The 24,978-nt window shown below is 67.8% G+C and carries 14 protein-coding genes and 1 tRNA gene; 14 read left to right on the forward strand and 1 reads right to left on the reverse strand.

The features are described from left to right. Positions 1–5: 5 nt before the first annotated feature. Complete coding sequence (locus tag ABH915_RS06940; RefSeq protein WP_370119288.1) at positions 6–1,160, reverse strand: AAA family ATPase; 1,155 nt, start codon at positions 1,158–1,160, stop codon at positions 6–8. A gap of 177 nt (positions 1,161–1,337) precedes the next feature. Here ABH915_RS06940 and ABH915_RS06945 point away from each other — a divergent pair, with 177 nt between their 5' ends. From ABH915_RS06945 to ABH915_RS07010, 14 genes are all read left to right on the forward strand, one after another. Continuing rightward, positions 1,338–2,225, forward strand: a complete 888-nt coding sequence (locus ABH915_RS06945; RefSeq protein ID WP_370119291.1) for a TatD family hydrolase — start codon at positions 1,338–1,340, stop codon at positions 2,223–2,225. 305 nt (positions 2,226–2,530) lie between these two features. Beyond that, a complete protein-coding gene (locus ABH915_RS06950; RefSeq protein WP_370119293.1) occupies positions 2,531–3,676 on the forward strand; it encodes a ubiquitin-like domain-containing protein in 1,146 nt (381 codons plus the stop codon). Between the two features lie 204 nt (positions 3,677–3,880). Next, a complete protein-coding gene (gene rsmA, locus ABH915_RS06955) occupies positions 3,881–4,720 on the forward strand; it encodes a 16S rRNA (adenine(1518)-N(6)/adenine(1519)-N(6))-dimethyltransferase RsmA (RefSeq protein ID WP_370124957.1) in 840 nt (279 codons plus the stop codon). A gap of 70 nt (positions 4,721–4,790) precedes the next feature. Beyond that, positions 4,791–5,753 (forward strand): 4-(cytidine 5'-diphospho)-2-C-methyl-D-erythritol kinase, encoded by a 963-nt coding sequence (locus ABH915_RS06960; RefSeq protein WP_370119296.1) that lies wholly within the window; start codon positions 4,791–4,793, stop codon positions 5,751–5,753. Positions 5,754–5,825: 72 nt separating this feature from the next. Further along, entirely contained in the window at positions 5,826–7,655 is a 1,830-nt protein-coding gene (locus tag ABH915_RS06965; protein ID WP_026537750.1) for an ABC-F family ATP-binding cassette domain-containing protein, read from the forward strand. 709 nt (positions 7,656–8,364) lie between these two features. Beyond that, positions 8,365–8,436 (forward strand) — tRNA-Gln (locus tag ABH915_RS06970). 43 nt (positions 8,437–8,479) lie between these two features. Further along, complete coding sequence (gene glmU / locus ABH915_RS06975; protein WP_370119300.1) at positions 8,480–10,024, forward strand: bifunctional UDP-N-acetylglucosamine diphosphorylase/glucosamine-1-phosphate N-acetyltransferase GlmU; 1,545 nt, start codon at positions 8,480–8,482, stop codon at positions 10,022–10,024. Positions 10,025–10,029: 5 nt separating this feature from the next. Continuing rightward, complete coding sequence (locus ABH915_RS06980) at positions 10,030–11,010, forward strand: ribose-phosphate diphosphokinase (protein WP_018774662.1); 981 nt, start codon at positions 10,030–10,032, stop codon at positions 11,008–11,010. A gap of 277 nt (positions 11,011–11,287) precedes the next feature. Continuing rightward, positions 11,288–11,887, forward strand: coding sequence for a 50S ribosomal protein L25/general stress protein Ctc (locus tag ABH915_RS06985; protein WP_018774661.1), 600 nt, complete (start codon positions 11,288–11,290; stop codon positions 11,885–11,887). 138 nt (positions 11,888–12,025) lie between these two features. Further along, positions 12,026–12,613, forward strand: a complete 588-nt coding sequence (gene pth / locus ABH915_RS06990) for an aminoacyl-tRNA hydrolase (protein ID WP_370119305.1) — start codon at positions 12,026–12,028, stop codon at positions 12,611–12,613. Between the two features lie 239 nt (positions 12,614–12,852). Next, a complete protein-coding gene (locus ABH915_RS06995; protein WP_370119308.1) occupies positions 12,853–15,597 on the forward strand; it encodes a LuxR C-terminal-related transcriptional regulator in 2,745 nt (914 codons plus the stop codon). Positions 15,598–15,622: 25 nt separating this feature from the next. After that, the gene (locus ABH915_RS07000; RefSeq protein WP_370124958.1) at positions 15,623–18,298 is read left to right on the forward strand and encodes a LuxR C-terminal-related transcriptional regulator; all 2,676 of its coding nucleotides are present in this window, start codon (positions 15,623–15,625) and stop codon (positions 18,296–18,298) included. A gap of 286 nt (positions 18,299–18,584) precedes the next feature. Continuing rightward, complete coding sequence (locus ABH915_RS07005) at positions 18,585–21,326, forward strand: LuxR C-terminal-related transcriptional regulator (protein WP_370119311.1); 2,742 nt, start codon at positions 18,585–18,587, stop codon at positions 21,324–21,326. Between the two features lie 71 nt (positions 21,327–21,397). After that, positions 21,398–24,121, forward strand: coding sequence for a LuxR C-terminal-related transcriptional regulator (locus ABH915_RS07010; RefSeq protein WP_370119314.1), 2,724 nt, complete (start codon positions 21,398–21,400; stop codon positions 24,119–24,121). Positions 24,122–24,978 lie beyond the last annotated feature (857 nt).

Here is a 24,978-nt window from a genome sequence, read left to right on the forward strand (position 1 = left end):
ACTCCCTAGCGCGGATTGGGCAGTTTGGGCGACGGCGCGGCGGCCATGGCCGAGGCCTTCCGGGCCGGGCGGCCGGTTCCGTTGGGTGAGGCCGTCACGTCCGGGGTGACGGGAATCTTGGCGATAATGGCCCGGATGACGCTTTGCGGCGTCTCACCCGCGCTGGCCGCCTTGCGGTCGAGGATGATCCGGTGGGCGAGCACCGCTTCGGCGACGCTGACGACGTCGTCCGGCAGCACGAAGTCCCGGCCCTCCAGCGCGGCGGTGGCCTTCGCCGCACGCAGGAGCTGCAGCATGGACCGCGGACTGGCGCCGAGCCGGAGATATCCGCTTTCCCGCGTGGCCCGGCCCACGGCCACCGTGTACTCCTTGATAGACCGGGACACGTACACCTGCTGCACCGTGGCAATCATGGCGGCCACTTCCGCCGCGGTGACCACTGCCGTCACGCGGGCCAGCGGAGAGGAGGCCTGGTGGGTTTCGAGCATCTCCATCTCGGACTCGCGGTCCGGGTAGCCCATGGAAATCCGGGCCATGAAGCGGTCCCGCTGCGCTTCCGGCAGCGGGTACGTGCCCTCCATTTCAATGGGGTTCTGCGTCGCCACCACCATGAAGGGTTCATCCAGCCGGTAGGACGTGCCGTCCACCGTGACCTGGTGCTCCTCCATGCACTCCAGCAGGGCTGACTGGGTCTTGGCCGAGGCGCGGTTGATTTCGTCCCCGATGACGATGTTGGCGAACACCGCGCCGTGCCGGAACTCGAAGGTCCGGGTCGCCTGGTTGTAGATGGACACGCCCGTGACGTCGGACGGGAGCAGGTCCGGGGTGAACTGGATCCGGCTGACGGAACAGTCGATGGTGCGGCCCAGCGTCTTGGCCAGGAGCGTCTTGCCCACCCCCGGGACGTCTTCCAGGAGCAGATGGCCCTGGGCGAGGAGGACGGTGAGCGCCAGTTTGGCCGCTTCGGCTTTGCCGTCGATGACCGTATTGATCGCCGTCAGGATCCGGGTGCTGGCTGAGTGGAAGGCGTCGGCGTCCATGGCCGGCAGTTCATGCCGCGGGGGCCGCTGTCCGGCTGGGTTTGGGTCCGTGGAGGCGCGGCCCGGGAGGCTCTGTCCTTGGGGGAGGATGTCGTCTACGGAAGTGCGGTGGTAGTCCATCGGCAGCCTTTCAGCCCTGGTGGGTCCCGGATCTGGCCGCCCGCGGCGGCCGGGCCCCGCAGTGGCGTTCACCTGTTTCCTAACGGGGAAATTACAGAGTATTAACAGACTACTAACACAACTGCCGGCCCTGACAGAGAGTTCCGGGGAAATCTGGCCTCCGGTTAGGGTGGATGGATGCTCAATCCCCTCACCCCCGTTCCGTTCCGGTCCCCTGGCAACGACGGTACCGGACGCAGCGGGTATCCGCCCGCACCGGAACCGCTCCCCGTGCCGGTCATGGATAACCACACGCATCTGGACTTTCCCGACGCGGAACTCGAGGTGGGCGTCAAGGACGCCCTCGACGCCGCCGCCGCGGTGGGCGTCCAAGGTGCGGTCCAGGTGGGCTGCGACCTCGAATCGTCCCGGTTTACGGTCAATGCGGTCGACCTCGATTCGCGGCTCCTGGGCGCTGTTGCACTCCACCCCAACGATGCCCCCGGCTACGCCCGGCGCGGCGGCCTGGAGGAGGCCCTGGCCGAGATTGAGGCGCTCGCCGCCCATCCGAGGATCCGGGCAATCGGGGAGACCGGCCTCGACTTCTTCCGGACCGAGGGGGAGGGGCTGGCCCACCAGCGCTATTCGTTCCGCCGCCATATCGACATCGCCAAACGGCTCGGGCTGACGCTGCAAATCCACGACCGCGACGCCCATGACGACGTCGTCCAGGTCCTGCGCGAAGAGGGGGCCCCGGAGCGGGTGGTCTTCCACTGTTTCTCCGGCGGCGAGGCGCTCGCCCGGACCTGCAACGCGGAGGGCTGGTATATGTCCTTTGCCGGAACCGTGACATTCAAGAACGCGACGGATCTGCGGGCAGCGCTGGCCATCGCGGAGCCGAGCCGGATCCTGGTCGAGACCGACGCGCCCTTCCTCACCCCGCACCCGCATCGCGGCCGCCCGAACGCGAGCTACATGGTGCCGTATACGGTGCGGGCCATGGCCCATGTGACTGGGTCGGAGCTGTCCGGGCTGTGCGCGCAGATCGCCGCAAATACGGTGCGGGCGTACGGATCCTGGGACTGAAACCGCCCTTATCCAGCTCCCCGGCATGGATACCGGGTATGCACAATTTCTTGGTTCCTTTATAACGCTTAGATTACAGTGGTCAACTATTAGCCGGGGTCGGGGAAGGCCTACGGATAATTTCACTCCAGCAGGGCGTGCATTGTGGCCAACAAACCACATGCGCGCTCTCGTTTTGAGTGAGGCAGTGCACGCATGTTCCGTGACGCTCCGGACGCAGTCTGGAGCCGCCGTTGGCGCGCTCGCGGAGGATGGCCACGTGCACTTTTCCCCGTGCCCGGAAGGTCCAAGAGATTCGGGCAATTGTGGTCAAGTTCTTCACATCGGACGGCAAGTTCAGCTTCGTCAAGGTCGGCACGCAGCTCGTGGTGCTGGTGGCACTGGTGCTGGGTCTCGTGGCCTTCGTCGGCAACAACAAGACGATCACACTCAACGTGGATGGCAAAGTCAGCTCCGTCCAGACCTTCGGCGGAACCGTCGGGGAAGTCATCAAGAGTGCCAAGGTTGAACTGCAGCCATCTGACAGGGTGTCGCCTTCGGCGGACGCCCATGTGCAGGACGGGTCAGTCATCAACGTCAACCTCGCCAAGGCCGTCAAGGTCAGCCTGGACGGCGCCGAACGGACCATCTCCACCACCTCGCCCACCGTCGAAGGGCTCGTGACCGAACTCGGCGTGGCCAGCGCCTCGCAGGTCTCCGTGCCGAAGGACGCCCAGCTCGCCGTCTCCGGTTCCTTCGTCGCCATCTCGACGCCGAAAAAGGTCAGCCTCGTTGCGGACGGCAAGGCAGCGGCGACCACCACGACGGCGGCCACAGTGGCCAAGGTGCTCGAGGATGCCGGGCTTAAGCTCGGGGCCAGCGACCGCGTCTCCCAGCCCGGGAACGCCCCCGTGGTCAACGACATGGTGATCAAGGTCTCCCGCGTCGACGTCAGCAAGACCGCCAAGACCACCGAGCCGGTCGCCTTCGAAACGCTCACCACCGAGAGTGCCGACATGTTCAAGGGGGAGAAGAAGGTCACCCAGGCCGGCGTCGCCGGCACCACCAGCAAGAGCTTCAAGCTGGTCCTCGTGGACGGCCGCGAAGCCTCCCGGACCCTGGTGTCCGAGACCGTCACCGCCCAGCCGGTCACCGAAAAGGTGACTGTCGGCACCAAGGAAAAGCCCAAGCCCGCCGCCAACACCGGCGCATCCGCCCCCGCCATGATGAACCAGGGCATGTGGGACAAGATCGCCCAGTGCGAGTCCGGCGGCAACTGGTCCATCAACTCCGGCAACGGCTACTACGGTGGCCTGCAGTTCGACGTCAGGACCTGGCTCGGCTCCGGCGGCGGCGCCTACGCCCCGAACGCCGCGGCGGCCACCAAGGCCCAGCAGATCGACATCGCCAACCGCGTCTACGCGCAGCGCGGCCTGCAGCCCTGGGGTTGCGGCTGGGCGGCCTCCAGCTAGCAGGCCAGGCCGGCGGCTGACCGCCCGCTGCTGAACCGCCCGACTCCCTCGGCTGCCGACCACAGCCAGGGGAGAGCACAGGCCGGGTCCGGATTCCCTCCGGACCCGGCCTGCGGCGTACCGGCGCCGGGATAGGATACCTAGGTGACTGAACCGAGCCCCTCCGCCCCCGAAAGCCTGCCCGGAGCGGCGCCCGCACCGCTGATGGGTGCCTCCGATATCCGCCGGCTGGCAGAGGAAATCGGCGTGCGGCCCACGAAGACCCTCGGCCAGAACTTTGTCATCGACGGCAACACCATCCGGCGGATCGTGAACACCGCCGACATCCGGGCCGATGAGACCGTCCTGGAAGTCGGCCCCGGGCTCGGGTCCCTGACCCTTGGCCTGCTGGACGCCGCCCGCAGCGTGGTCGCCGTCGAAATCGATCCGGTCCTCGCCGGGCGGCTGCCGGCCACTGTCGGCGCGTGGCGGCCGAACGCCGTCGGGAATTTCCACCTTGTCCTGGCCGACGCCATGCGGGTCACCGAGCTTCCCGTCGAGCCGACCGCGCTCGTGGCGAACCTTCCCTACAACGTGGCCGTTCCGGTGGTGCTGCACCTGCTGCAGCACTTCCCGAGCCTGCAGCACGGCCTGGTCATGGTCCAGGATGAAGTCGCAGACCGGCTCGCGGCCGGGCCCGGCTCCAAGACCTACGGCGTTCCATCAGTCAAGGCCGCCTGGTACAGCAGCATGCGCAAGGCCGGCGTGATCGGCATGAACGTCTTCTGGCCCGCGCCCAAGATCCATTCCGGGCTCGTCGCCTTCACGCGCCGGGAACCGCCCGTCACGACTGCCACCCGGGAGCAGGTCTTTGCCGTGATAGACGCCGCCTTCGCGCAGCGCCGCAAGACGCTCCGGGCCGCGCTGGCCGGCTGGGCCGGCAGTGCCGCCGAGGCCGAACGCTGCCTGCGGGCCGCCGGCGTCGACCCCACCGCACGCGGTGAAGTGATCGACATCGCGGCGTTCGCCAGGATCGCCGAAGCCCACGGGCAGCCGGACTCCTGAGCTCCTCCTGCGTTCCCCTGGGGGCCGGTGCGTGCTTGGAGCCCGGGCCGCGATGCCATAGCGTGGAGCCATGAACGCAGTGAGAGGGCGCTTTGCCGCGAGGACTGTCCGGGTGAAAGCTCCAGGCAAGGTTAACGTCTCACTGGACGTCGGACCGCTGCGGCCGGACGGCTACCACTCCGTGGCCAGCGTCTACCTGGCTGTCTCGCTCTACGAGGAAATTGCCGCCACCAGCACCGATACCGGCGAGATCACCGTCAGCATCAGCGATGCGAGCACCGTGGACCTCGATGGCGTGGACATTCCGCTCGATCACCGCAACTTGGCGTACAAGGCCGCAGCCATCATGGCCGACGTCTCGGAACGCTCCACCGGTGTCCACCTGGAGATCACCAAACGGGTGCCCGTCGCTGGCGGCATGGGCGGCGGGTCGGCCGACGCCGCCGCCACCCTGCTGGCCTGCGACGCGTTGTGGAACAGCGGGCTCTCCCGCGATGAGCTGGCCCACCTGGCCGCCGAGCTCGGCGCCGATGTCCCCTTCGCGCTGCTGGGCGGCACCGCCGTCGGACTGGGCATGGGTGATGAGCTCTCACCGGCGCTGGTCAAGGCCCAGACGGACTGGGTCCTGGTCACCGCGGACTTCGGCCTGCCCACCCCGGAGGTCTACCGCACCCTGGACCGCCTGCGCGCGGCCGAGGGCGTGGCGGTGGACGAACCCGACGCCGTCGACCCAGGCGTGCTCACCGCCCTGCGCAGCGGCGACGCCGACGCCCTGAGCCGCGTCCTGGTCAACGACCTCCAACGCGCCTCGATCGAACTGGCCCCGGGCCTGCGCGAGACCCTGGGCCGCGGCGAGGCCTGCGGCGCGATCGCAGGCATCGTCTCCGGCTCCGGGCCCACTGTCGCGTTCCTCGCGCACAGCCCCGCCGCGGCCGCCGGACTCGCCGAAGAGCTCCGCCACCACAGCCTCGACGCCATGGCCGTGCACGGACCGGTGCACGGGGCCCGCATCATCTCCGATACGCTCCTTTAGGAGCTTTTGACGCACCGCATCTCATGACTTCACAGCAACACTTCACCGATACACCTAAGAAAGCAGTTCCCAGTGGCACACCTGCTCGGCGGCGAGAACCTCACGGTCTCGTATGCAACCCGTACCGTTCTCGATGGCATTACCCTCGGCCTTGAAGAGGGCGACCGGATCGGCATGGTGGGCCGCAACGGCGACGGCAAGTCAACCCTGATGCGGCTGCTGGCCATGCGCTCCACCCCGGACTCCGGCCGCGTGACCAAGCGCAGCGAGGTCAACATCGGCTACCTGGACCAGAGCGACGTGCTCGACGGCGACCTCACCGTCGGCGCCGCGATCGTGGGGGACCAGGCCGACTATGAGTGGGCCCGCAATCCCCAGATCCGCGAAGTCATGGGCGGACTCGTGTCCGACGTCGACTGGCACGCCAACGTCCATGCGCTCTCCGGCGGGCAGAAGCGGCGTGTGGCGCTGGCCAAGCTGCTGATCGAGGACCACGACGTCATCATGCTCGACGAGCCGACCAACCACCTCGACGTCGAAGGCGTCGCGTGGCTGTCACGGCACCTGAAGACCCGCTGGCGGGCCAACCAGGGCGCCTTCCTCGTGGTTACCCACGACCGCTGGTTCCTCGATGAAGTCTGCACCAAGACCTGGGAAATCCACGACGGTATCATGGACCCGTTCGACGGCGGCTATGCCGCCTACGTCCTGGCCCGGGCGGAGCGCGACCGGTCCGCTTCCGTGATGGAAAGCAAGCGCCAGCAGCTGGTGAAGAAGGAGCTCGCCTGGCTCCGGCGCGGTGCCCCGGCCCGGACCGCCAAGCCCAAGTTCCGGATTGAGGCAGCCAACGCCCTGATCGCGGACGTCCCCGAGCCGCGCGACTCGACGGCGCTGAGCAAGATGGCCACCGCCCGGCTGGGCAAGGACGTCCTGGACCTCGAGCACGTCTCCCTGGACTTCGTCGGCGGCGAGGCCGGGCAGAAGCTCTTCGACAACATCACGCTGCGCCTCGCTCCCGGGGAGCGTCTGGGCCTCGTGGGCGTCAACGGCGCCGGCAAGACCACCCTGCTCAAACTCCTCAACGGCGAGATCCAGCCCACCTCCGGGAAGGTCAAGCGCGGCAAGACGGTGGTCACCGCGGTCCTGACCCAGGAGGTCAAGGAACTCGACGACGTCTCGGACCTGCGCGTGATCGAAGTGATCGAGCGGGAAAAGCGCTCCTTCAACGTCGGCGGCAAGGAATTCACCGCCGGACAGCTCGTGGAGCAGCTTGGCTTCACCAACGAGAAGCAGTGGACCCCGGTCAAGGACCTCTCCGGTGGCGAACGCCGGCGGCTGCAGCTCCTGCGCCTGCTCGTCGGGGAGCCGAACGTGCTGATGCTTGACGAGCCGACCAACGACCTCGACACCGATACCCTCGCAGCCGTCGAAGATGTGCTCGATGGCTGGCCCGGCACGCTCGTTGTGGTCAGCCACGACCGGTACCTGCTGGAGCGCGTCACGGACCACCAGATGGCGCTCCTAGGCGACGGCAAGATCCGCGCCCTGCCGCGCGGCGTGGACCAGTACCTCGAACTGCGCGAAGGGGCCCTGGCCGGCTCCACGATCACCGGCGGCGGAAATCCCGTCACGTCCGCCGGCGGGGGTTCCGCTCCCGCCGCCAGCGGCCCTTCCGAGGCCGAAAAGCGCGACGCCCGCAAGGCCAAGAACCGGATCGACCGCCAGCTGGGCAAACTCAAGCAGCAGGAAGACAAGATCCACGCCCAGATGACGGCCGGTGCCGGGGACGCCAGCAAGTTCGACGAGCTCGCCGGGCTCAACGCGAAACTCCAGGAACTGGCCGGGGAACGCGAAGCCCTCGAACTCGAGTGGCTTGAGGCCCTGGAAGTGCTGGGGGAGTAGCCTCCTGCCCTCCCCGGGACATGCCCAGTGTGTGCACCCACCGCTGGACATGTCCCTCGTAGCCCCCAAAACCCACAGGACATGTCCCGTGGCGCGGGCCAGCACTGGACATGTCCCCGGCAGGGCCTAGATCCCGCTGGGCATGTTCCGCTCCGGAGGCCACCACTGGACATGTCCACTGCTGGGGACCAACGCTGGGCATATCCCGCCTAGGGAACGGGTCTCGGCGCGCCCAGGAAGGCACGTTCCGCGGAGTGCGTGAATCCTGCAGGACATGTCCCGCCGCGTAGACCAGCACTGGACATGTCCCGCATAGGGAACGGGTCTCGGCACGCCCAGGAAGACATGTTCCGCGGAGTACGCGCATCCTGCAGGACATGTACCGCTGCGGAGGCCAACACTGGACATGTCCACTGCAGGGCCGATTTCCCGCAGGACATGTCCGTCGGTGCGGGCCAGGGTTGGGCATATTGGTGCTATGTCCATTGCTGGGGACCAGCGCTGGGCATGTCCCGCGGAGTGCAGGGATCTTGCAGGACATGTATCTTCGCGCGAACCAAGAATGGGCATGTCCCGTGGCACCGGCCGCGCCTGCCACCCACGCCGCCCTCCCGCACCTGCCAGCCGCCCTCCCGCGGCCCTGAGTCGCACGAGCATCAACCTTCGTGGCAGAATTGATTCTCGTGCCACAGGTCAAGCCTGTGCACGGTCCGCTCTGGTGTAATGGCAGCACCCCGGCCTTTGGAGCCGTGGAGTATAGGTTCGAGTCCTATGGGCGGAACTTGGCGAGACACACTGCGCAACCAAGCAAGGAGAGCCAATACGTGAGCCCCGAGAATACTGGCCCAGCCGCCGTGATCGTCCTAGCTGCAGGGGCCGGTACCCGGATGAAATCCCGTACCCCCAAAATTCTCCACGAGATCGGCGGCCGCTCCCTGGTCGGCCACGCGCTCCAGGCGGCCCGCAGCATTAACCCTCGTGAGCTGGCCCTCGTGGTCCGGCACGAACGCGACCTCGTCGCCGCCCACGTCGCCGCCCTCGATCCGCAGGCCCTGATTGTGGACCAGGACGATGTACCCGGCACCGGCCGCGCGGTCGAAGCGGCACTGGAAGCGCTCGACACGCTCAACCCCCAAGGACGGCTGGGCGGAACGGTCGTGGTCACGTACGGCGACGTCCCGCTGCTCACCGGCGGCCTGCTCGCCGAGCTCGTCGCCGCCCACGAGGCCGAGGGCAACGCCGTCACCGTCCTCACCGCCGTGCTCGACGACGCCACCGGCTACGGACGCATCCTCCGCGCAGAAGACGGAACCGTCACGGGAATCCGCGAACACAAAGACGCCACCAGCGCCGAACGCGACATCCGTGAGGTCAACTCCGGCATCTACGCCTTCGACGCCGCCGTGCTGCGCGACGCGCTGGTCCACGTCACCACGGACAACGCCCAGGGCGAAAAGTACCTCACCGATGTCCTGGCCCTGGCCCGCGCTGCGGGCGGCCGCGTCGCCGCCGTCGTCACCGAAGACCGCTGGCAGGTGGAGGGCGCCAACGACCGCGTCCAGCTCTCGGCGCTCGGCGCTGAACTGAACCGCCGCACCCTCGAAGCCTGGATGCGCGCCGGCGTGACCGTCGTGGATCCCGCCACGACGTGGATCGACGCCACGGTGACGCTCGACGAGGACGTCCGCCTCCTGCCCAACACCCAGCTGCACGGCAGCACCAGGGTGGCGCGCGACGCCGTCGTCGGCCCGGACACCACGCTGACCGACGTCACGGTGGGAACCGGCGCCACGGTGATCCGCACCCACGGCTCCGGCTCCACGATCGGGGCGCTCGCCAGCGTGGGCCCCTTCACCTACCTGCGCCCGGGCACCGTCCTGGGCGAGACCGGCAAAATCGGCGCGTTCTACGAAACCAAGAACGTCACGATCGGCCGCGGCTCGAAGCTGTCCCACCTCGGCTACGCCGGGGACGCGGAAATCGGCGAGGACACCAACATCGGCTGCGGCAACATCACCGCCAATTACGACGGCGAGAAGAAGCACCGTACGGTGATCGGCTCGGGTGTGCGCACCGGTTCGAACACCGTGTTCGTGGCCCCCGTGCGCGTGGGCGACGGCGCCTACAGCGGCGCCGGCGCGATCATCCGCCAGGACGTCCCGGCCGGCGCCCTCGCCGTCACCCTGGCCAAGCAGCGGAACTCCGAAGGCTGGGTGGCGGCCAACCGCCCCGGTTCCGTCTCCGCCGCCCTGGCCGAGTCCGCCCGGGCCGGATCAACCCCGGCCCAATCCGCCGCCGCGGTCGCTACAGTCGCCGCGGGCGCCGCCCCAACATCCTCCACTACTCCGGCACCGACAGAAGAGGGCTAGCAATCATGAGCGAAATTACGGCACACGGCGAGAAGAAGCTGGTGCTGGCCGCGGGGCGCGCGCACCCTGAGCTGGCGAAGGAGATCGCGAAGGAGCTCGGCACCGAACTGCTGCCCCTGGACGCCTACGACTTCGCCAACGGCGAGATCTACGTGCGGGCCGGCGAGAGCGTCCGAGGCACCGACGCCTTCGTGATCCAGGCCCACCCGGCCCCGCTGAACAACTGGCTCATGGAACAGCTGATCATGATCGATTCGCTCAAGCGGGCCTCCGCCAAGCGCATCACTGTCGTGTCCCCGTTCTACCCCTACGCCCGGCAGGACAAGAAGGGCCGCGGCCGCGAGCCGATCTCGGCACGCCTCGTCGCCGACCTGTACAAGACCGCCGGCGCCGACCGCATCATGAGCGTGGACCTGCACACGTCCCAGATCCAGGGCTTCTTCGACGGCCCCGTGGACCACCTGATGGCCATTCCGCTCCTGGCCGACTACATCCGCACCCGGGTTGGCTCGGACAAGGTCACGGTCGTCTCGCCGGACACCGGCCGCGTCCGCGTGGCCGAGCAGTGGGCCGAGCGCCTCGGCGGCGCGCCGCTGGCGTTCGTGCACAAGAGCCGGGACCTCACCGTGCCCAACCAGGCCGTCTCCAAGACGGTCGTGGGCCAGATTGAAGGCCGCACCTGCGTCCTGATCGACGACATGATCGATACCGGCGGAACCATTTCCGGCGCCGTCCAGGTGCTCAAAAACGCCGGCGCCAAGGATGTCATCATCGCCGCGACCCACGCCGTGTTCTCCGATCCGGCGGCCCGCCGGCTGTCCGAGTCCGGCGCCCGCGAAGTGGTGGTCACCAATACGCTGCCGATCACCGCGGACAAGCGCTTCCCGCAGCTGACCGTGCTGTCCATCGCGCCGCTGATCGCCCGCGCCATCCGTGAAGTGTTCGACGACGGCTCCGTCACCAGCCTGTTCGACGGCCAGGCCTGAGCCGGCCGGCGGAGGGCCCGGTTTCAGAAACCGGGCCCTCCGCTGGTAGCCTTGTACCGAAACCTTGGCGAGGGAGAGCGCCGGCATTCCGTATTGAATTCCGTATTGATGGGAAATTAATCGGAACCCGGTCTGCTGGTCTCCGTAATCGACTGGGTCTGAATCTCCTTCTGAAGGGCAGCCGCACGGCAGCCCGGCGTTGAAGGTCGTAAACAGACCTCCGCCCTTGCTGAACACCGTTTAGTCCCACAGCTTGAAATCCCACGAGGAGATATCCATGTCTGAGCAGAAGCTCGCAGCAGAAGTCCGCACCGAATTCGGCAAGGGCTTCGCCCGCCGCGCCCGCATGGCCAACCTGATCCCGGCCGTCATCTACGGCCACGGCGCCGAGCCGATCCACATCACCCTGCCGGCGAAGGCCACCACCCTGGCCGTCCGCACCGCCAACGCCCTGCTGACCCTGGACATCGACGGCGAGCAGCACCTGGCCCTCGTCAAGGACATCCAGCGCAACCCGATCAAGCAGATCATCGAGCACCTCGACCTGCTGACCGTCCGCACCGGCGAGAAGGTCACCGTTGACGTGCCCGTTCACCTCAGCGGCGAACTGGCTCCGGGCAACGTCCACAACCTGGAAATGACGGTCGTTTCCGTCGAGGCCGAGGCAACCCACCTGCCGACCGCCATCGAGGTCAGCATCGAAGGCCGCAGCGCCGGCGAGCACATCCACGCTTCCGACCTCGTCCTGCCGAAGGGCTCCACCCTGCTGGCCGACCCCGAAGCACTCGTCGTCAACATCTCCGAGGCCACCGAAAACGTCGAAGAGGGCGAAGAGGGCGAAGCCGCTGCCTCGTCAGCCGAAGCAGCAGCCGAGTAATTCCGGCGAATTTACCGGCGGCCGGGTCCCTCAGGGGCCCGGCCGCCGTCGTCTCCGGTGCCGTATCCCGCGCTGGCCCCGCTCGCCGCGCCCCCCTCGCCCCGTCCCACTGACCGCGTCCCACCGAAGGACTGATCCATGACCGACACCTGGCTGATCGTAGGCCTTGGCAACCCCGGATCCGAGTACAGCCACAACCGGCACAACGTCGGCCAGATGGTCCTGGACGAACTCGCCTCGCGCGTCGGCGGCGGCTTCAAGTCCCACAAATCGCGAGCCCAGGTCCTCGAAGGGCGCTTGGGCATCGGCGGGCCCCGGATTGTGCTGGCCAAGCCGCTGTCATACATGAACGTCTCCGGTGGCCCGGTGTCTGCCCTGGCCCAGTTCTATGGGATCGATCCGGCCCGTGTCATTGCCGTCCATGACGAGATCGACATCCCCTTCGACACCGTGCGGCTCAAGATCGGCGGCGGCGAAGGCGGCCACAACGGACTGCGCGACATCTCCAAGGCCCTGGCCACCAAGGACTACCTGCGCGTGCGGGTGGGCGTCGGGCGTCCGCCCGGACGGATGGAGACCGCGGACTTTGTCCTGCGTGACTTTTCCGCGCCGGAGAAGAAGGAACTGCCCTTCCTCATCGACTCAGCCGCCGACGCCGTCGAAGTTCTGGTCCGGGACGGCCTCACCGCCGCCCAGCAAAAGTTCCACCCCGCCAAGGCGACGTAGCGCCTCTCGGACGTCAACGCAGGCAAAATAGCACGCGGCCAAAATGCCCCGACGGCGGGCCGGCCCGGGCCCCCGGCAGGCGCCGGACGGCTAAGTTGCATGCGGATTACGGGTTTCCTTTCCAAGCTTTCCGCATTCCGGCTATGATCTGTCTACTCTCATGTCGGGGGATAGGGATACGCTACTTCTAAGTGGGCAGTCCGGGGTTGCTGTCTGCAAAGCGGTACGAAGGAAACTACATGTCGAGGGATTCGCTGGGCTGGGGGAATGTTTCCACTACATTGGCACCCGCCGAAGAAGAACATGCTGCCGGCCAGGTCGCGAGACACGGCTGGTCCGGTTTGGCGCGGAACGCTGATGCCGAGCGTGTCCGCCAGGAACTGCTTGCCCACGACCGGATGGGCGTCGTCATCACCGGCGACCGCGGTGTGGGCAAGACGCTTGTCGGCAGGACTGCCCTCGCCGGCTTCGGGCCCGAGGTGTACACCATCCAGCTCCGCAGTTCAGGGCCGGGTTCGGCAACGCCGTACGGCTGCCTCGCCTTCACCCTTGCGCGGCTCCCGCAGAGTTCCCTGGGCTCGCCGACCGCCATCCTGCACGGCATTACCTCGCTGATACGCGACGACGCCGCCGGCCGCCAGTGCGTGATCCTGCTGGACAACGCCGGCGCCCTCGACGAACTCAGCACCGGGGTCCTGCTCAACCTGCTGCAGACCCGGACCGCCCGGTTGATCGCAACTGCCCAGCGCACAACCGACCTTCCGCCCGACTTCTACTGGCTCATCACCTCGGGCCAGCTTGCCGAGGTCCGGCTCGCCAACCTGACCGAACTCGAGACCCTGGAGGTGCTGCAGTCAGCCTTGGGCCATCGGGTCTCGACAGCCCTGGCAAGCCAGCTGCACCAGCTGGTCGGCGGCAGCCCCACGCTCCTGCAGGCCGTCGTCTCCGAACAAATCGAACGCGGAAACTTGGTCCTGTCCGGATCCGTGTGGACACTGCTCGATGAGGTTGTGCTGGATGGCCGCACGGCGCTGGAGGATATTGTCCGGGCCAGGTATGCCAGGGAAACACCCGAGGCCCGGGAAGTCATCGACGTCCTCTCCTGCGCCCGGACCCTGCCCCTGTCCCGGCTCGCCAGGATGTACAGCCCCGGCGTTATTGCCGACATGGAAGAGGCCGGCCAGATCGTGGTCGACCGCGCGGACCGGCACCTCGTCACGCTGGGCGACCGCTACCTCGGCGACATTGTCCGCAACTGGCTCAGCGTGGAGCGCCGGCTGGAGCTCCGGGACAAGGTCCCCGGGCACCAGGAACACGAGCTGGACGAGCTCACCGTGGAAGACCTGCTGGCCTACGCGGCGTGGACCCACGACTGCCACGCCCAGCTGGCACCCGCCCATGCCGTGGCGGCTGCAAGTGCCGCCGTCAAGCTCTTCGACCCGAAATTTGCCCTCAAATGCGCCGGCAGCCTCTCTCCCTCGGACCCTGAGTGGGCCGAAGGCCAGCTGCAGAAATCGGCCGCCTACCTCCAACTCGGTCTGCCGCTGCAGGCCATGTCCGCGCTGGACGACGTCTCCGAGCGGCAGGTCAACGACCTCGCGGCCGAGAACTTTGCCGAATTCATCGCGGCCAAGGCCGACTGCATGGCCTGGCTGGACGACCGCTCCGGCCAGGTCCCCGAACTGCTCCAGCAGGCCAGGGTCCGGCTCCAGGACCTGAGCCTGGACGAGCCGTCCCCCGCCCCTGCGGCGCTGGCCCGGGCCGGGCTTTGCCTGGATCTGTGCGAGTTCAACTATTTCTCCTTCATAGGGGATTTCGGGCCCATGATGGAACGGCTTACCACCGCGGCCACCACGGACGTCCCGGGGGCCGATCCCGTGCACCGGCTCAGGTCGGCCATCATCCTGATGGAGGCCTGGTCCATGACGGGTCACGAACTCGATGCCCGCGCACTCATGCGGGAAATCGGTGGGCAGCTGGGCGAGTGGTCCAACGTGCCGCGCATCCGCGAAAACTTCGCGTGGCGCTCTTTTAACGTGCTGCTCCTCTCGGGCCTGTGGCGCCAGGCCATCGACATGCTCAAGGACGCGAGCGGCCGGGCCGGGCACGGGCTGCATTCCGGCAGCGCCGCAACAGACCTCGCCGTCGGGCTCGCCTATGTCTATGCCGGCCGCGGGTACATGGCACTGGATCCGTTGCTGGCCGCGATCGCCCAGCTGGAGGTCCGGGCGAGCCTGCAGTCCCTGCGCCAGGCGTACGCCGCCACGGCTTTTGCTTACGCCCAGACCGGCAACTCGGTCCAGGCCACGGTCTACCTGGACCGGGCCCGCTCGGCTGACGGCCCGGCCCGCTTCACGGTTGGCAGTTCCACCGAGTTCTGCATGGATATGGCGTCGCGGTGGCTCGGTGACCCCGAGGCCAAGGACCGGCTGATACGGTCCGCGGAGGAACATTTCCGGAAGGGCCGCTACACGCTGGCCGGCATCTGCATGCTCGGGGCCACCGTGAACGGAACCGTCAAGGATTTTCTTTTCATGGAGGAAATCGCCGGGTTGCGGCAGGGACCGCTTGCCGAGCTGTCCCGGACGGTCGCCGTCGGCAGCCGGAAGAAGGACGCCGCGATCATGCTCGAAGCCGCCGAGCAGGCCGCGGGCCTCGAACTGGACGCCGTCCAGGCGCGGTGCGCCGCGCTCGCATTCGACTTCGCCAAGGGCGCCGGGCTGACCGCCAGCGCCAACGCCGCCTACAGCATGCTTGAGAGCCTCTCGGAGTCCGTACCGGCGCTGCCCGTCATGCCGCGCAACAAGGGCCCGCTGCTGACAGACCGGGAGCGGCAAATCGCCACCCTGGCCGGGAACGGGGTCTCCAACAAGGACATCGCCCTGGAAGTGGGCATTTCCGTCAGGACTGTGGAGGGCCACCTGTACCAGGTGTTCACGAAGCTCGGCGTTTCTTCGCGAAGTGATCTGCTTGGACTCATCTAAGGGGCCGGCGGGAACTCCCGGCACGGTGCCGAACCGCGCCTTGACCGGGAGGTCGGAAGATTTGATGTCAGCAGTGGAGGCCCTTCGGGGCGGCAGCCATGTGGCCGTGTTCGTCCTCGGCGACAGCGGGATGGGCAAGTCACGGCTCATCGATGCCGTTGTCGGGGAGCTGGGCCCGGAAGTGACGCCGGTGCCGATCCACGGCAGCGCGTCGCTGACCAAGGTGCCCTACGGTGTCCTCGGCCCCTTCATCGTCGGACTGCCGGTCCAGGAAGCAACATCGCAGCTGGCCGTGTTGAGGACGCTGTGGGCGCATCTGGAGGAGCAGAAGCGGGCCACCCAGAAGCCCCTCCTGCTGGTCGTCGACGACGCGCACGATCTCGACGAGGCGACGGCCGGAATCCTTGCGGAGCTGGCGGCGGCCGGCTGGGCGAAACTGCTCGTGGGCGCCGCCGCCCGGCCCGGACTGCCGGAACCGCTCCTGCAGCTCTGGTTTGAAGGGATCGCCGAACGGCACGACCTCCGCCCGCTCACCCTCGCGCAGACCACAGAGATGCTGGAGGGCGAGCTCGGCTCGCAAGTGCTGCCAAACGTCGCCGAGATCCTCTGGGAGGCTTCCGGCGGCAACCCAATGCTCCTCAACGGGCTCCTGGACGATGCCAGGAACGACGGGACGCTGCTGCGGCGCAACGGTGTCTGGTTGTTTACCCGGCACCTGAACAGCCACGGCGACCGGCTGACCGACGTCGTGCGCCGCCAGCTGCTGATGCGCTCGCCGGAAGAACGGCAGGCGCTGAACTTGGTGGCGCTGGCCGAACCCGTGTCCCGGGAACTGATCGAATCTGTGGCCGGCGAAGAGGCCGTGGGATCGCTGATCGACAGCGAACTGATCCGGGTCACGGACACCGGGTCGGGTGAGCTGCGGCTGTGGCATACCGTGTACGGCGACACGCTGCGGAACCTGATTTCGCCGGCCAGGAGCCTACAGCTTCGGCAGAGCCTGCTGCGCAAGATGGACAGCGAGCCGACGTCGGCCGAGGGACTGTTGCGGCATGTGAGCTGGTCGATCGAATGCGGCGCGGAGGTCGAGGACCGGCAGCTCCTGAGGGCCGCCGTGCTGGCAAGCCGGCTTTACGAGGACGAGCTCGCCCGCAAGGCTGCCGTCCTTGTCAAGGATCCTGAACTGAAGATGGCGGCCCGCGCCGTGATAGCACGGACCCGCTACAACGCCTCTGACTACGTGGCGGCCCGGGATATCCTCGACGCCGATTTCGGCCAGGGAAACAGTATCCCCGGGCTCCTGACCGGATCCCTCCTGTGGGCCGCAGCGATGTCAGCGCTGGGCCACACGCCGGCAGAGATCATGAAGCGGGCACAGGCGCTCCGACGCGCCGCCGAACGCCTCGCCGCCGCCCGGCCGGACGACGCCGAAGCCATTCACCGTGCCACGGAAGAGCGGCTGGAGACCATGGAAGCCATGGTCCTGGCGCTGGCAGGCGAGTACGCGGCCGCTCCGGCCGCGGCCGCGTCCGCCGGGGACGCGGCTGCCGGCACCCCGCCGTCGAACACCCTCGTGCAGGCGTTCCGGCTCTGCCTCGACGCGGAGCGGCTCCTGGCCGGCGGCAAGGGACTGAGCGCCCTCGCCGCGATGACCCGGGCCATGGAGGCGGCCGGGACCGATCACGATGAGCTCTACTTCCTCACCGACTTCCTCGTGGTCCGGTCCGCAGCCGCCGCAATCCACTCCGGCGACTGGCAGGCGGCGGAGAACCTCCTGACCGGCTTCGTCGCCGGTTCCGGGCCGAACTTGATTTCCTTCGGCGGGGGAGTGCACGCGGCTCACGGCATCATCCTGCTCTACCAGGGCAAGGCTGCCCAGGCCCTGAACACGCTGAGTGCCGCGCTCGAAGCGCTGCGGTTGACCGACCCTCAGCAGCTTTTCGCGCTCACGGCGGCCATGGCCTTCGCGGCAGCCGCCGAAGTCGGTGCCCAGACGAAGGCGGAGCTTCTCCTCGCCGACTTCGAGGCAGCCCCCGCGGCCTTGCCAAGGTACATGCGCTCGCTGGCCGCGATGGCCGTGGTCTATGGAAAAGCCCGGCTCGGGAACTATCCCGGTGCCATCGCGGAACTGAAGCGGCTCGGCCGCCCGTACCCGGAGGTGGACACCGCCGGCCTTGAGCTCGACGCGCTGGCCTTTTGCCTGGCCCTGGGGGACACGGACTCCGCGCCGAGGCTGCTCGAACTCCGGGCCGGGCTTGAGGGCCCACGGCCCGCCGCGATCTGCGCCTACGCTGCAGCCATCAGCACAGACAACGCCGCCGACCTCCTTGAGGCCGCGAAAACCTGTGAGGCGGCGGAGCTGTGGGCCTTTGCCGCCCTTGCCTACGACGCCGCGGCGCACGCCTACCGGGCCGCGGGCGACACCCTCAGGGAGCGCATGGCCAACTCCCAGCGGAAGCGGTGCCTGGACCGGGCCGACGACCTTCCCGGTGACGAAGCGGCCAAGAGCGATGACTCACTCGGCATACTGACCCGCCGCGAGCGCGACATTGTGGCGCTTGCGGTACGCGGCCTCACCGACCGGCAGATTGCCGCGGAGCTGCAGGTGTCCGTGCGCACGGTTGAAGGCCATCTCTATCGCAGCTACGCCAAGCTCAACGTCAAGGGCCGTGAACAGCTTCCCGGCATCGGCGGGCACTAGCGGCAGGCAAAGGGAAGATGGCCCTTGGGGCCGTATCCGGAGCAACGGCGGCCCCTGGCGTGCCGTAGCTCCCGTGTCCGGGCCGTTACGGCCGCCGGACACGTGCAGCGGGATTGCGACTACTTGGTTTGGGCCTTGCGGCGGCGCCGGTCCAACTGAGTACAGCTACGTAGAGCGGGCCGAATACTCGCTAAGTAATCGAGTACTACTTACGCATCCGGAAAATACGCGTAGTCCCTACCGTTGAGGTATCACCGCTCACACTTTGATTGCGAAGGTCTCTCATATGTTCCAGCAAGACGCCGGCTTGCCTGCGGGCAGCGGCCAGACAGAAGTAGTTTTTCCGGCGCAAAGAAGCGGTTACGGCCGCAGTAAGGACAGACCCTTCACCCGCCAGGAAGTCGTTGCCGACATCGTCGGGACCCTGACGTCGGGCTCCGGCTGCGGCATAGTACTCGTGGGCGACCACGGGGCCGGCAAGTCCTTTATCGCCCAGCGTGCCCTTGAGCAACTCGGCGACGAGTATCTGGTAGTCCAGGTCAGGGGCAGCTCCATATCCTCCAAGCTTCCCTACGGGGCCCTGAGCGTCCTGCTCAACGACCTCGACGCCTCCCACCTCGAGCACCCGCTGATGGTGCTGCGCGGACTGACCCAGCTGCTCCACACCAAATCCGAGGGCCGGCAAATCGTCCTCTTCGTGGACAACGCCCACGACCTCGACGAGCTCTCCAGCATGATGGTGGCCCAGTTGAGCGCCGGGTCCCATGTCACGTTGCTGGCGGCGTGCGTGGACATGCCCCATATCGGCGGCGACATCATGGGCCTGTGGAAGGATGACCTGCTCCGAAGGGTGGACCTCGGACCGTTCGACTTCGAAGAGACGGCATCAACGTTGCACCACGAATACGGCGGCCGGTTCTCACTCACCGCCGCCCGGGCGCTCTGGAGCGCGAGCGGTGGCAACCCCTTGTTCCTCCATTCCCTGGCCCGGGAGCAGATCAAGCTGGGCACAGTCGTCCGCCAGGACGGTGTATGGTTCCTGGGCAACGGCCCCATCGCCTTGACCGGAGAGATCCGGGACGTCGTGAAGGCACGACTCAACCGGCTCGGCAACGGCCAGCGCGACGTCTTTGAACTGCTGGCCCTCGCCGGGGCGGTCCCGCTGCAGACCCTCATGCTCATCGCCAACCCGCAGGATATGGACGCGCTCCAGGAACGGGCCCTGATCCGGGTCACCCATGACCATCCGCCGATGGTCAGCGTCGCCAACCCGGTCACCGCCGGCATTGTCGCTAACGTGGTCCCGCCCGGGCGCAGCGCCGAACTCCGCCGCCGGCTCACGGCCGTGCTCCAGGAGTCGGACACACCCGACACGGGCGGCTCGGCCGGTGTCGCCTGGGCTCTGGACTGCGGGGAAGAGGTGAGCACCGGGGTGGCCCTGGCGGCCGCCCGCGCCGCGAACGGTGCATCCGACCACGCCGCCGCCTTGCGATTTGTCCAGGAGGTCGAAGGCAGCGAACCGGCCGCCCTGATCGCCATCGAAACAGCAAATGCCCACATCTCGGTGAACAACGAGGAGTCCGCGCGCCGGGTGCTGGAGGCACTCGATGACGACGCGTGCGCGAAGCTTCCCTTGAGCGAGTGGACCGCCTTGCAGCTCCTGCGCGTGGAACTGGACAAACGCAGCACCGCGCCGGGCGCCGATCCCGAGGCGCGGATTCAGGAGTTCGCAGAGCGGCTGGCTGCCGAGCCCGCGGCGCAGAGTTCAGTCGTAATTGCAGCCCGGGAGCGGCTGCGGCTGGCCGAGGCTGGGCTCGCCGCCTTCCGTGGACGCTACGCCGAAGTCCTGGCCATAACAGACGGCGTGGACGCGGCGGACCTGGGCAGCGAACCAAGGATTTTGACCGCCAGTGTGCGCAGCGAGGCCCTGGCCGTCACCGGCAACGTGGTGCGGGCGCTGGCCTTGGGCCAGCAGATCCTGGCGGCCACAGCCAGCGTGCGTCTCACGGACCATGCGGTTCGTGAGATCAGAGGCAGGTTCCTGCTCCTCCTGTTGCTCTCGGGCAAGTTCAAGGAAACGTCCGACTATCTCGAGGAGACGTACAGCGGTGGAGAGCCCCAGACCAGGCTGGGAGGGATGTTTGAGATAGGGCACGGCGTCATGGATCTGCATGCCGGACACCTCGACGACGCCTTGTCCCGGCTTCAGGCAGGCCGCTGGCAGCTTCGGGCGCAGGACCCCGACGCTTTGGGCGGCCTGGCCGCGGCCGTGTGCGCCTATGCCGCCGCGCTCCAGGGCGAAGAGGAAATGGCCGGCCTGCTACTTGGCGATCTTGCCCAGGTCCGGCGGCCCGCGGCCTGGCTGGTGGAACGGCTCACACGCTATTTCGAACTGTCGGCCCAGGCCGAGCTCGGTCAGAGGGCAATGTCCATCCGCGCACTCTCGGCCGAAGCGGGCAACGACGCCGAAACCTCAGCACTGGCTCCCGCGCTCCTGTTCCAGTCCGCCGCCGCCCGGCTGGGGGACCGCCAGGCGGGCCAGAAGCTCGGCAGCCTGAGCGGGAGGGTGACCGGACAATTCGCGGCCCTGTGCTCGCGGCTGGCCGAAGGCATGCGGGAGGCTGACAGCGAACAGTTGCTGGGGGCATCCAAGGACGCTGAGGCATTCGGCAACACCGTGTTCGCCAGGGACGCGGTGCGGAAAGCCGTCGGCTGCGCGAACGACGCCGGCAACCGGATCGCGCTGCGGATCGCCCAGCGGGCGCAGCAGTCCCTCGATGACAAGTTCGGCAGTCCGAAGAACGGTCTGCGTTCACTCACAACCTCAACCCTGACGGCGAGGGAATGTGAAGTGGCGGTCCGGGCCGCTGCCGGTACGTCCAACCGCAAAATCGCGGAACAGATGCACGTATCGGTCCGCACTGTGGAGGGACACCTCTATCAGGTGTATTCGAAGCTGCACGTCGCCAGCCGATCGGAACTCAAAGATGTCATCTCGACTCCGGCAGACAGCGCCCGGCTCGGCTGACCCCGGCAGGCTGCAGGCGGCAGCCCGGGCGGCTATTCAAGACGGGCAGAAGCTGGCAGGAAGAACCGGCGATGGAAAGCCTGGCTGAGACCTCAGCGCTGATCGAGCGCTCGGCGCTGGTCAAGGACCTGGTGCGTTGCCTGCGTGACGACACCCGATCAGGTGCGCTCATCATCGGCGGCGCAGGCGCGGGCAAGACCGCCATCGTCAAAGCCGCCATCCGCGAACTCGAGCCCCACCGCCGCCTGATTCGGCTGACCGCCACCCCGGCCCTGGCCAGCGTTCCTTTCGGTGCCCTGGCGCCGTACTTGTCCCGGCTTCCTGACCGGGAACTCGACTCCAACGCCGCCGTCGTAGAAGCGATGGCGGGCAGCCTGAAATCCGAGGCGGACCGCCCTCTGTTTGTGGTCGACGACGCGCATTGCCTCGACCATGGAACCGTCCGGCAGTTGGCGCAGGCGGCGGCGACTGGCGCCGCGGGAATCCTCGTGGCCTGCCGTCCCGGGCCGATGATTCCGGAAGAGTTCCTCGCGCTCTGGGACGACGGGATAATCGCCAAGTTCGACCTTTACCCGCTGAGCCGGACCGGAACACACCAATTGTGCGAGCAGGTCCTGCGGGCCGACGTATCTCCGTGGGTCAGTGCGTTGTTCCATAAGGCGGCCGACGGCAATCCGCTCATGCTGATGTCCCTGATCCAGCATGCCCGTGCCAGCGGCGCATTGGGTCTCCGGCACGGTGTGTGGTTCCTACTGGCCAACCCCGACATGGCCCAAGTGCCGGCCGCCGACGTTGTGGACCGGCAGTTGCGCTCCATGACACCGGAGGAAAAGACGGCAGCGACGATCGTCGCCCTGGCAGGACCCCTATCCCTGGCCCAGATTCTGCGGATCAGCGGCCCCAAGGCCGTCGATGCCCTGGACACGGCGGGCATCATCGCTGTCTCCAAGGGGCAGGACCGGCTGGTACGGCCCGCCAGCCCGATCCTTGGCGAGATCATCCGCCACCGGGTCCCGGCCGGCCGCAGTTCGGCCCTGCGTTCGAGCGTGTTGTCGCTTCCGTCGGCGCGGGCCGCGGCGCCGGGAGCGGCCCTCAACCGGCTGCGCTGGTCCATGGATTGCGGCGTAGAGATCCCTCCGCTCCAGCTCCTGCAGGCCGCTGTCGCCGCGAACACGGACTTGGACCCTGCGACCGCGGCCCGGGCGGCTGGCGCCATCCGGGACGCCCGGTTCCTCCCCGAGGCCAGGATCCAGTTGGCCTATTCGCACTTCATCGCCGGGCACACCGAGGCCGCTGTCGCGTGTCTCGAGGCCGCGCGGCCGGTGCCCTCCGGACGGCCGTCCTACCTGGCTGCCCTGCTCGCAGCCCGGCTCGGGTCTGCGACGCCGGCCCGGCAACAGCATGCCGACGCCGGCACGCAACGCCCAGGCTTGGTGTTGCCCATGGAACCAGGGCTCCTGGAATCGCGGGCACGGGATTCGCTGTCTGCGGAAATCGCAGCTTGCACGGGCGGTCCCGGACACGCTCCGGCAGGACGGCCGTCGGACGGGACAGCCGCCGGGGGACTGGCCACAGAGCTTTTGAGCCGCCCGTGGGATGGCAGGTTCACGGCAGTTGGAACTGTGCTGCGCGAACTCATCGACGCGGCCGGCGCCTATCCCGAAATCCGGGTACCGGCAGTTTCCCTCCTCGCCGAACTTTTGACCGCCCAAGGCCAACTCCGGGCCGGGCTGCGTTTGGACGGCGAGGCATGGGGCGGGGCCCGAAACGCGAGCCTGGAGCTCCCCCTGGTCTACGAGGACCTCGTGGTGCGCCACTGCTTGAACCTGATCTCGGCCGGCGACTGGGACCGGCTCGGAAATGTCCTGGACGATTACGCGGCCCGTGAGCCTGGACGGCTGCTGTACAGCGGCGGCATGCTGCACCTCATGCGGGGATATTCGCGGTTGCGGCAGGGCAGGATGCGTGAAAGCCTGGCCGAACTGCGGCTGGGTGTGGAGGAACTGACTATCGCCGACCCGTTGGGCCTGTTGCCGTTTGCACGCGCCGTCGCGGCCTATGCCGCAGGCGCCGTCGGTCGCCACCATGAGGCCCGCCAGCATGTGCTGGCCTACCGGCTTTCGGTGTACCGGGAGCCGAAAACCCTTCACCTGCTGGCAGAGGCGTACTGCCGGGCGGCTGAACCCGGAGAGGGGCCCGGAGGGAGCGGTGACGGGGCGTTGGCGCGGCTGGCGGACGAGGCCCTGCACGAGAGCCTGCGGGGCGTTGAAACCGATATCAGGCGGCTCGCGCTCCGCGGCGGTGACACCTCGGGCGCCGAGGCCCTCGCTCTCAGCAGCGGAGCGGTCGACGGCCCGGAGGCCCGGCTGGTGGAGTCCTACGCGCGAGCGGTGTCGGCGTCCGATGCGTCCGACCTCATTGGCATCAGCGACGACGCGCTCAATGCAGGGCACGGGCTCCTTGCCCTTGAAGCCGCCCAGCAGGCAGAGCGTATCCTGGCAGACGACCCGGAGCGGTGGAGGCTTACCGCGGTCCAGCGCCGGGTCCATCACCGCCTCGTGGAGGCCGGAATGGCCGCGCAATTAGAGGTCGTCCGCAGCGATCAAGGCGCCCCGTTGACTGCCCGTGAGACCGAAGTCCTGGAACTGGTGTCGGGCGGGGCCACGAACGCCGAGATCGCCACCGCGCTCTGTGTGTCCCTACGGACCGTGGAGGGGCACTTGTCCCGGATCTTCGCCAAGCTCGGCGTTGGCCGGCGGGCGGACCTCCTGGACCTCGGCCCCCTGCACTCCTGACCGGACCGGGCACAACATGAATTGGCTATGGCTGCGTACAGCACGGGTGGCCGCGGGAGCAGCGGGAGTAGCTCCAAGTAGTGCCAAGGCGAGTAGGGCGTCAGAAGTCGGGTAAACGCTACTCGTGTGCAGAGCCGGTCCGGGCGATTGACTTAACCCAGTCCCACGAACAGTTCCAACCCGAACAGCTCCAACCCGAACAGCTCACAAAGGTCTCAAAATGAGGAACTTGAGGGCGGTTATCAACCGCAAGCATGGACCGAGGAAAGTGTGGTCTCGAATTCCTTGCTTGCGGATGCAGCCACTGCCACCATTAGAGGTGATCGGGCCGTAATCTTTTCCACCAACTCCTTCATTGGAACCGTGCGGTGCCCCAACGGGCAGCCACACGCCAAGGTCGGAGCCGGCGGCGTCAGAGCCTTCTGAGACCGAGGCTCTCCCCCCAGCCGCCGCCGGCTCCCTTAATCGGTCTGAACGCGGGTCCGCGCCATCGAGAAGCGCGAACCTGGCAGGTGCGCCGTCGGGCATCGCCGCAGGGGTAGCGGCGTGTGACGACGCCTTGTGGGCATTCCCCCGCCGGTCCCGGCAATAAGCGCCGGCACGTCGGGCAAGCCCCCGCCACCGCGGTGCGAGCCGGCAGGCCACCCGCGGCGGCGGCACGTCGGGCAAGCCCCCGCCACCGCAATGAGCGCCGGCTAGAGATTCGGCGCCGCCGTTGGATGTCAACCTCCCTCCGGGCTCCGCGGTGTGCGGGTCCGCACGGTGGCCGCGCAGGAGGGCTGCGGGAACATGGGATAATTAGGCTTAATCTGTGTGACGTATTTTCCGCGTTGGCTGCCAGGCCGGCGCGGCGTACG

It is taken from the genome of Arthrobacter sp. MW3 TE3886, assembly GCF_041262145.1.
Taxonomy (GTDB): Bacteria; Actinomycetota; Actinomycetes; order Actinomycetales; family Micrococcaceae; genus Arthrobacter.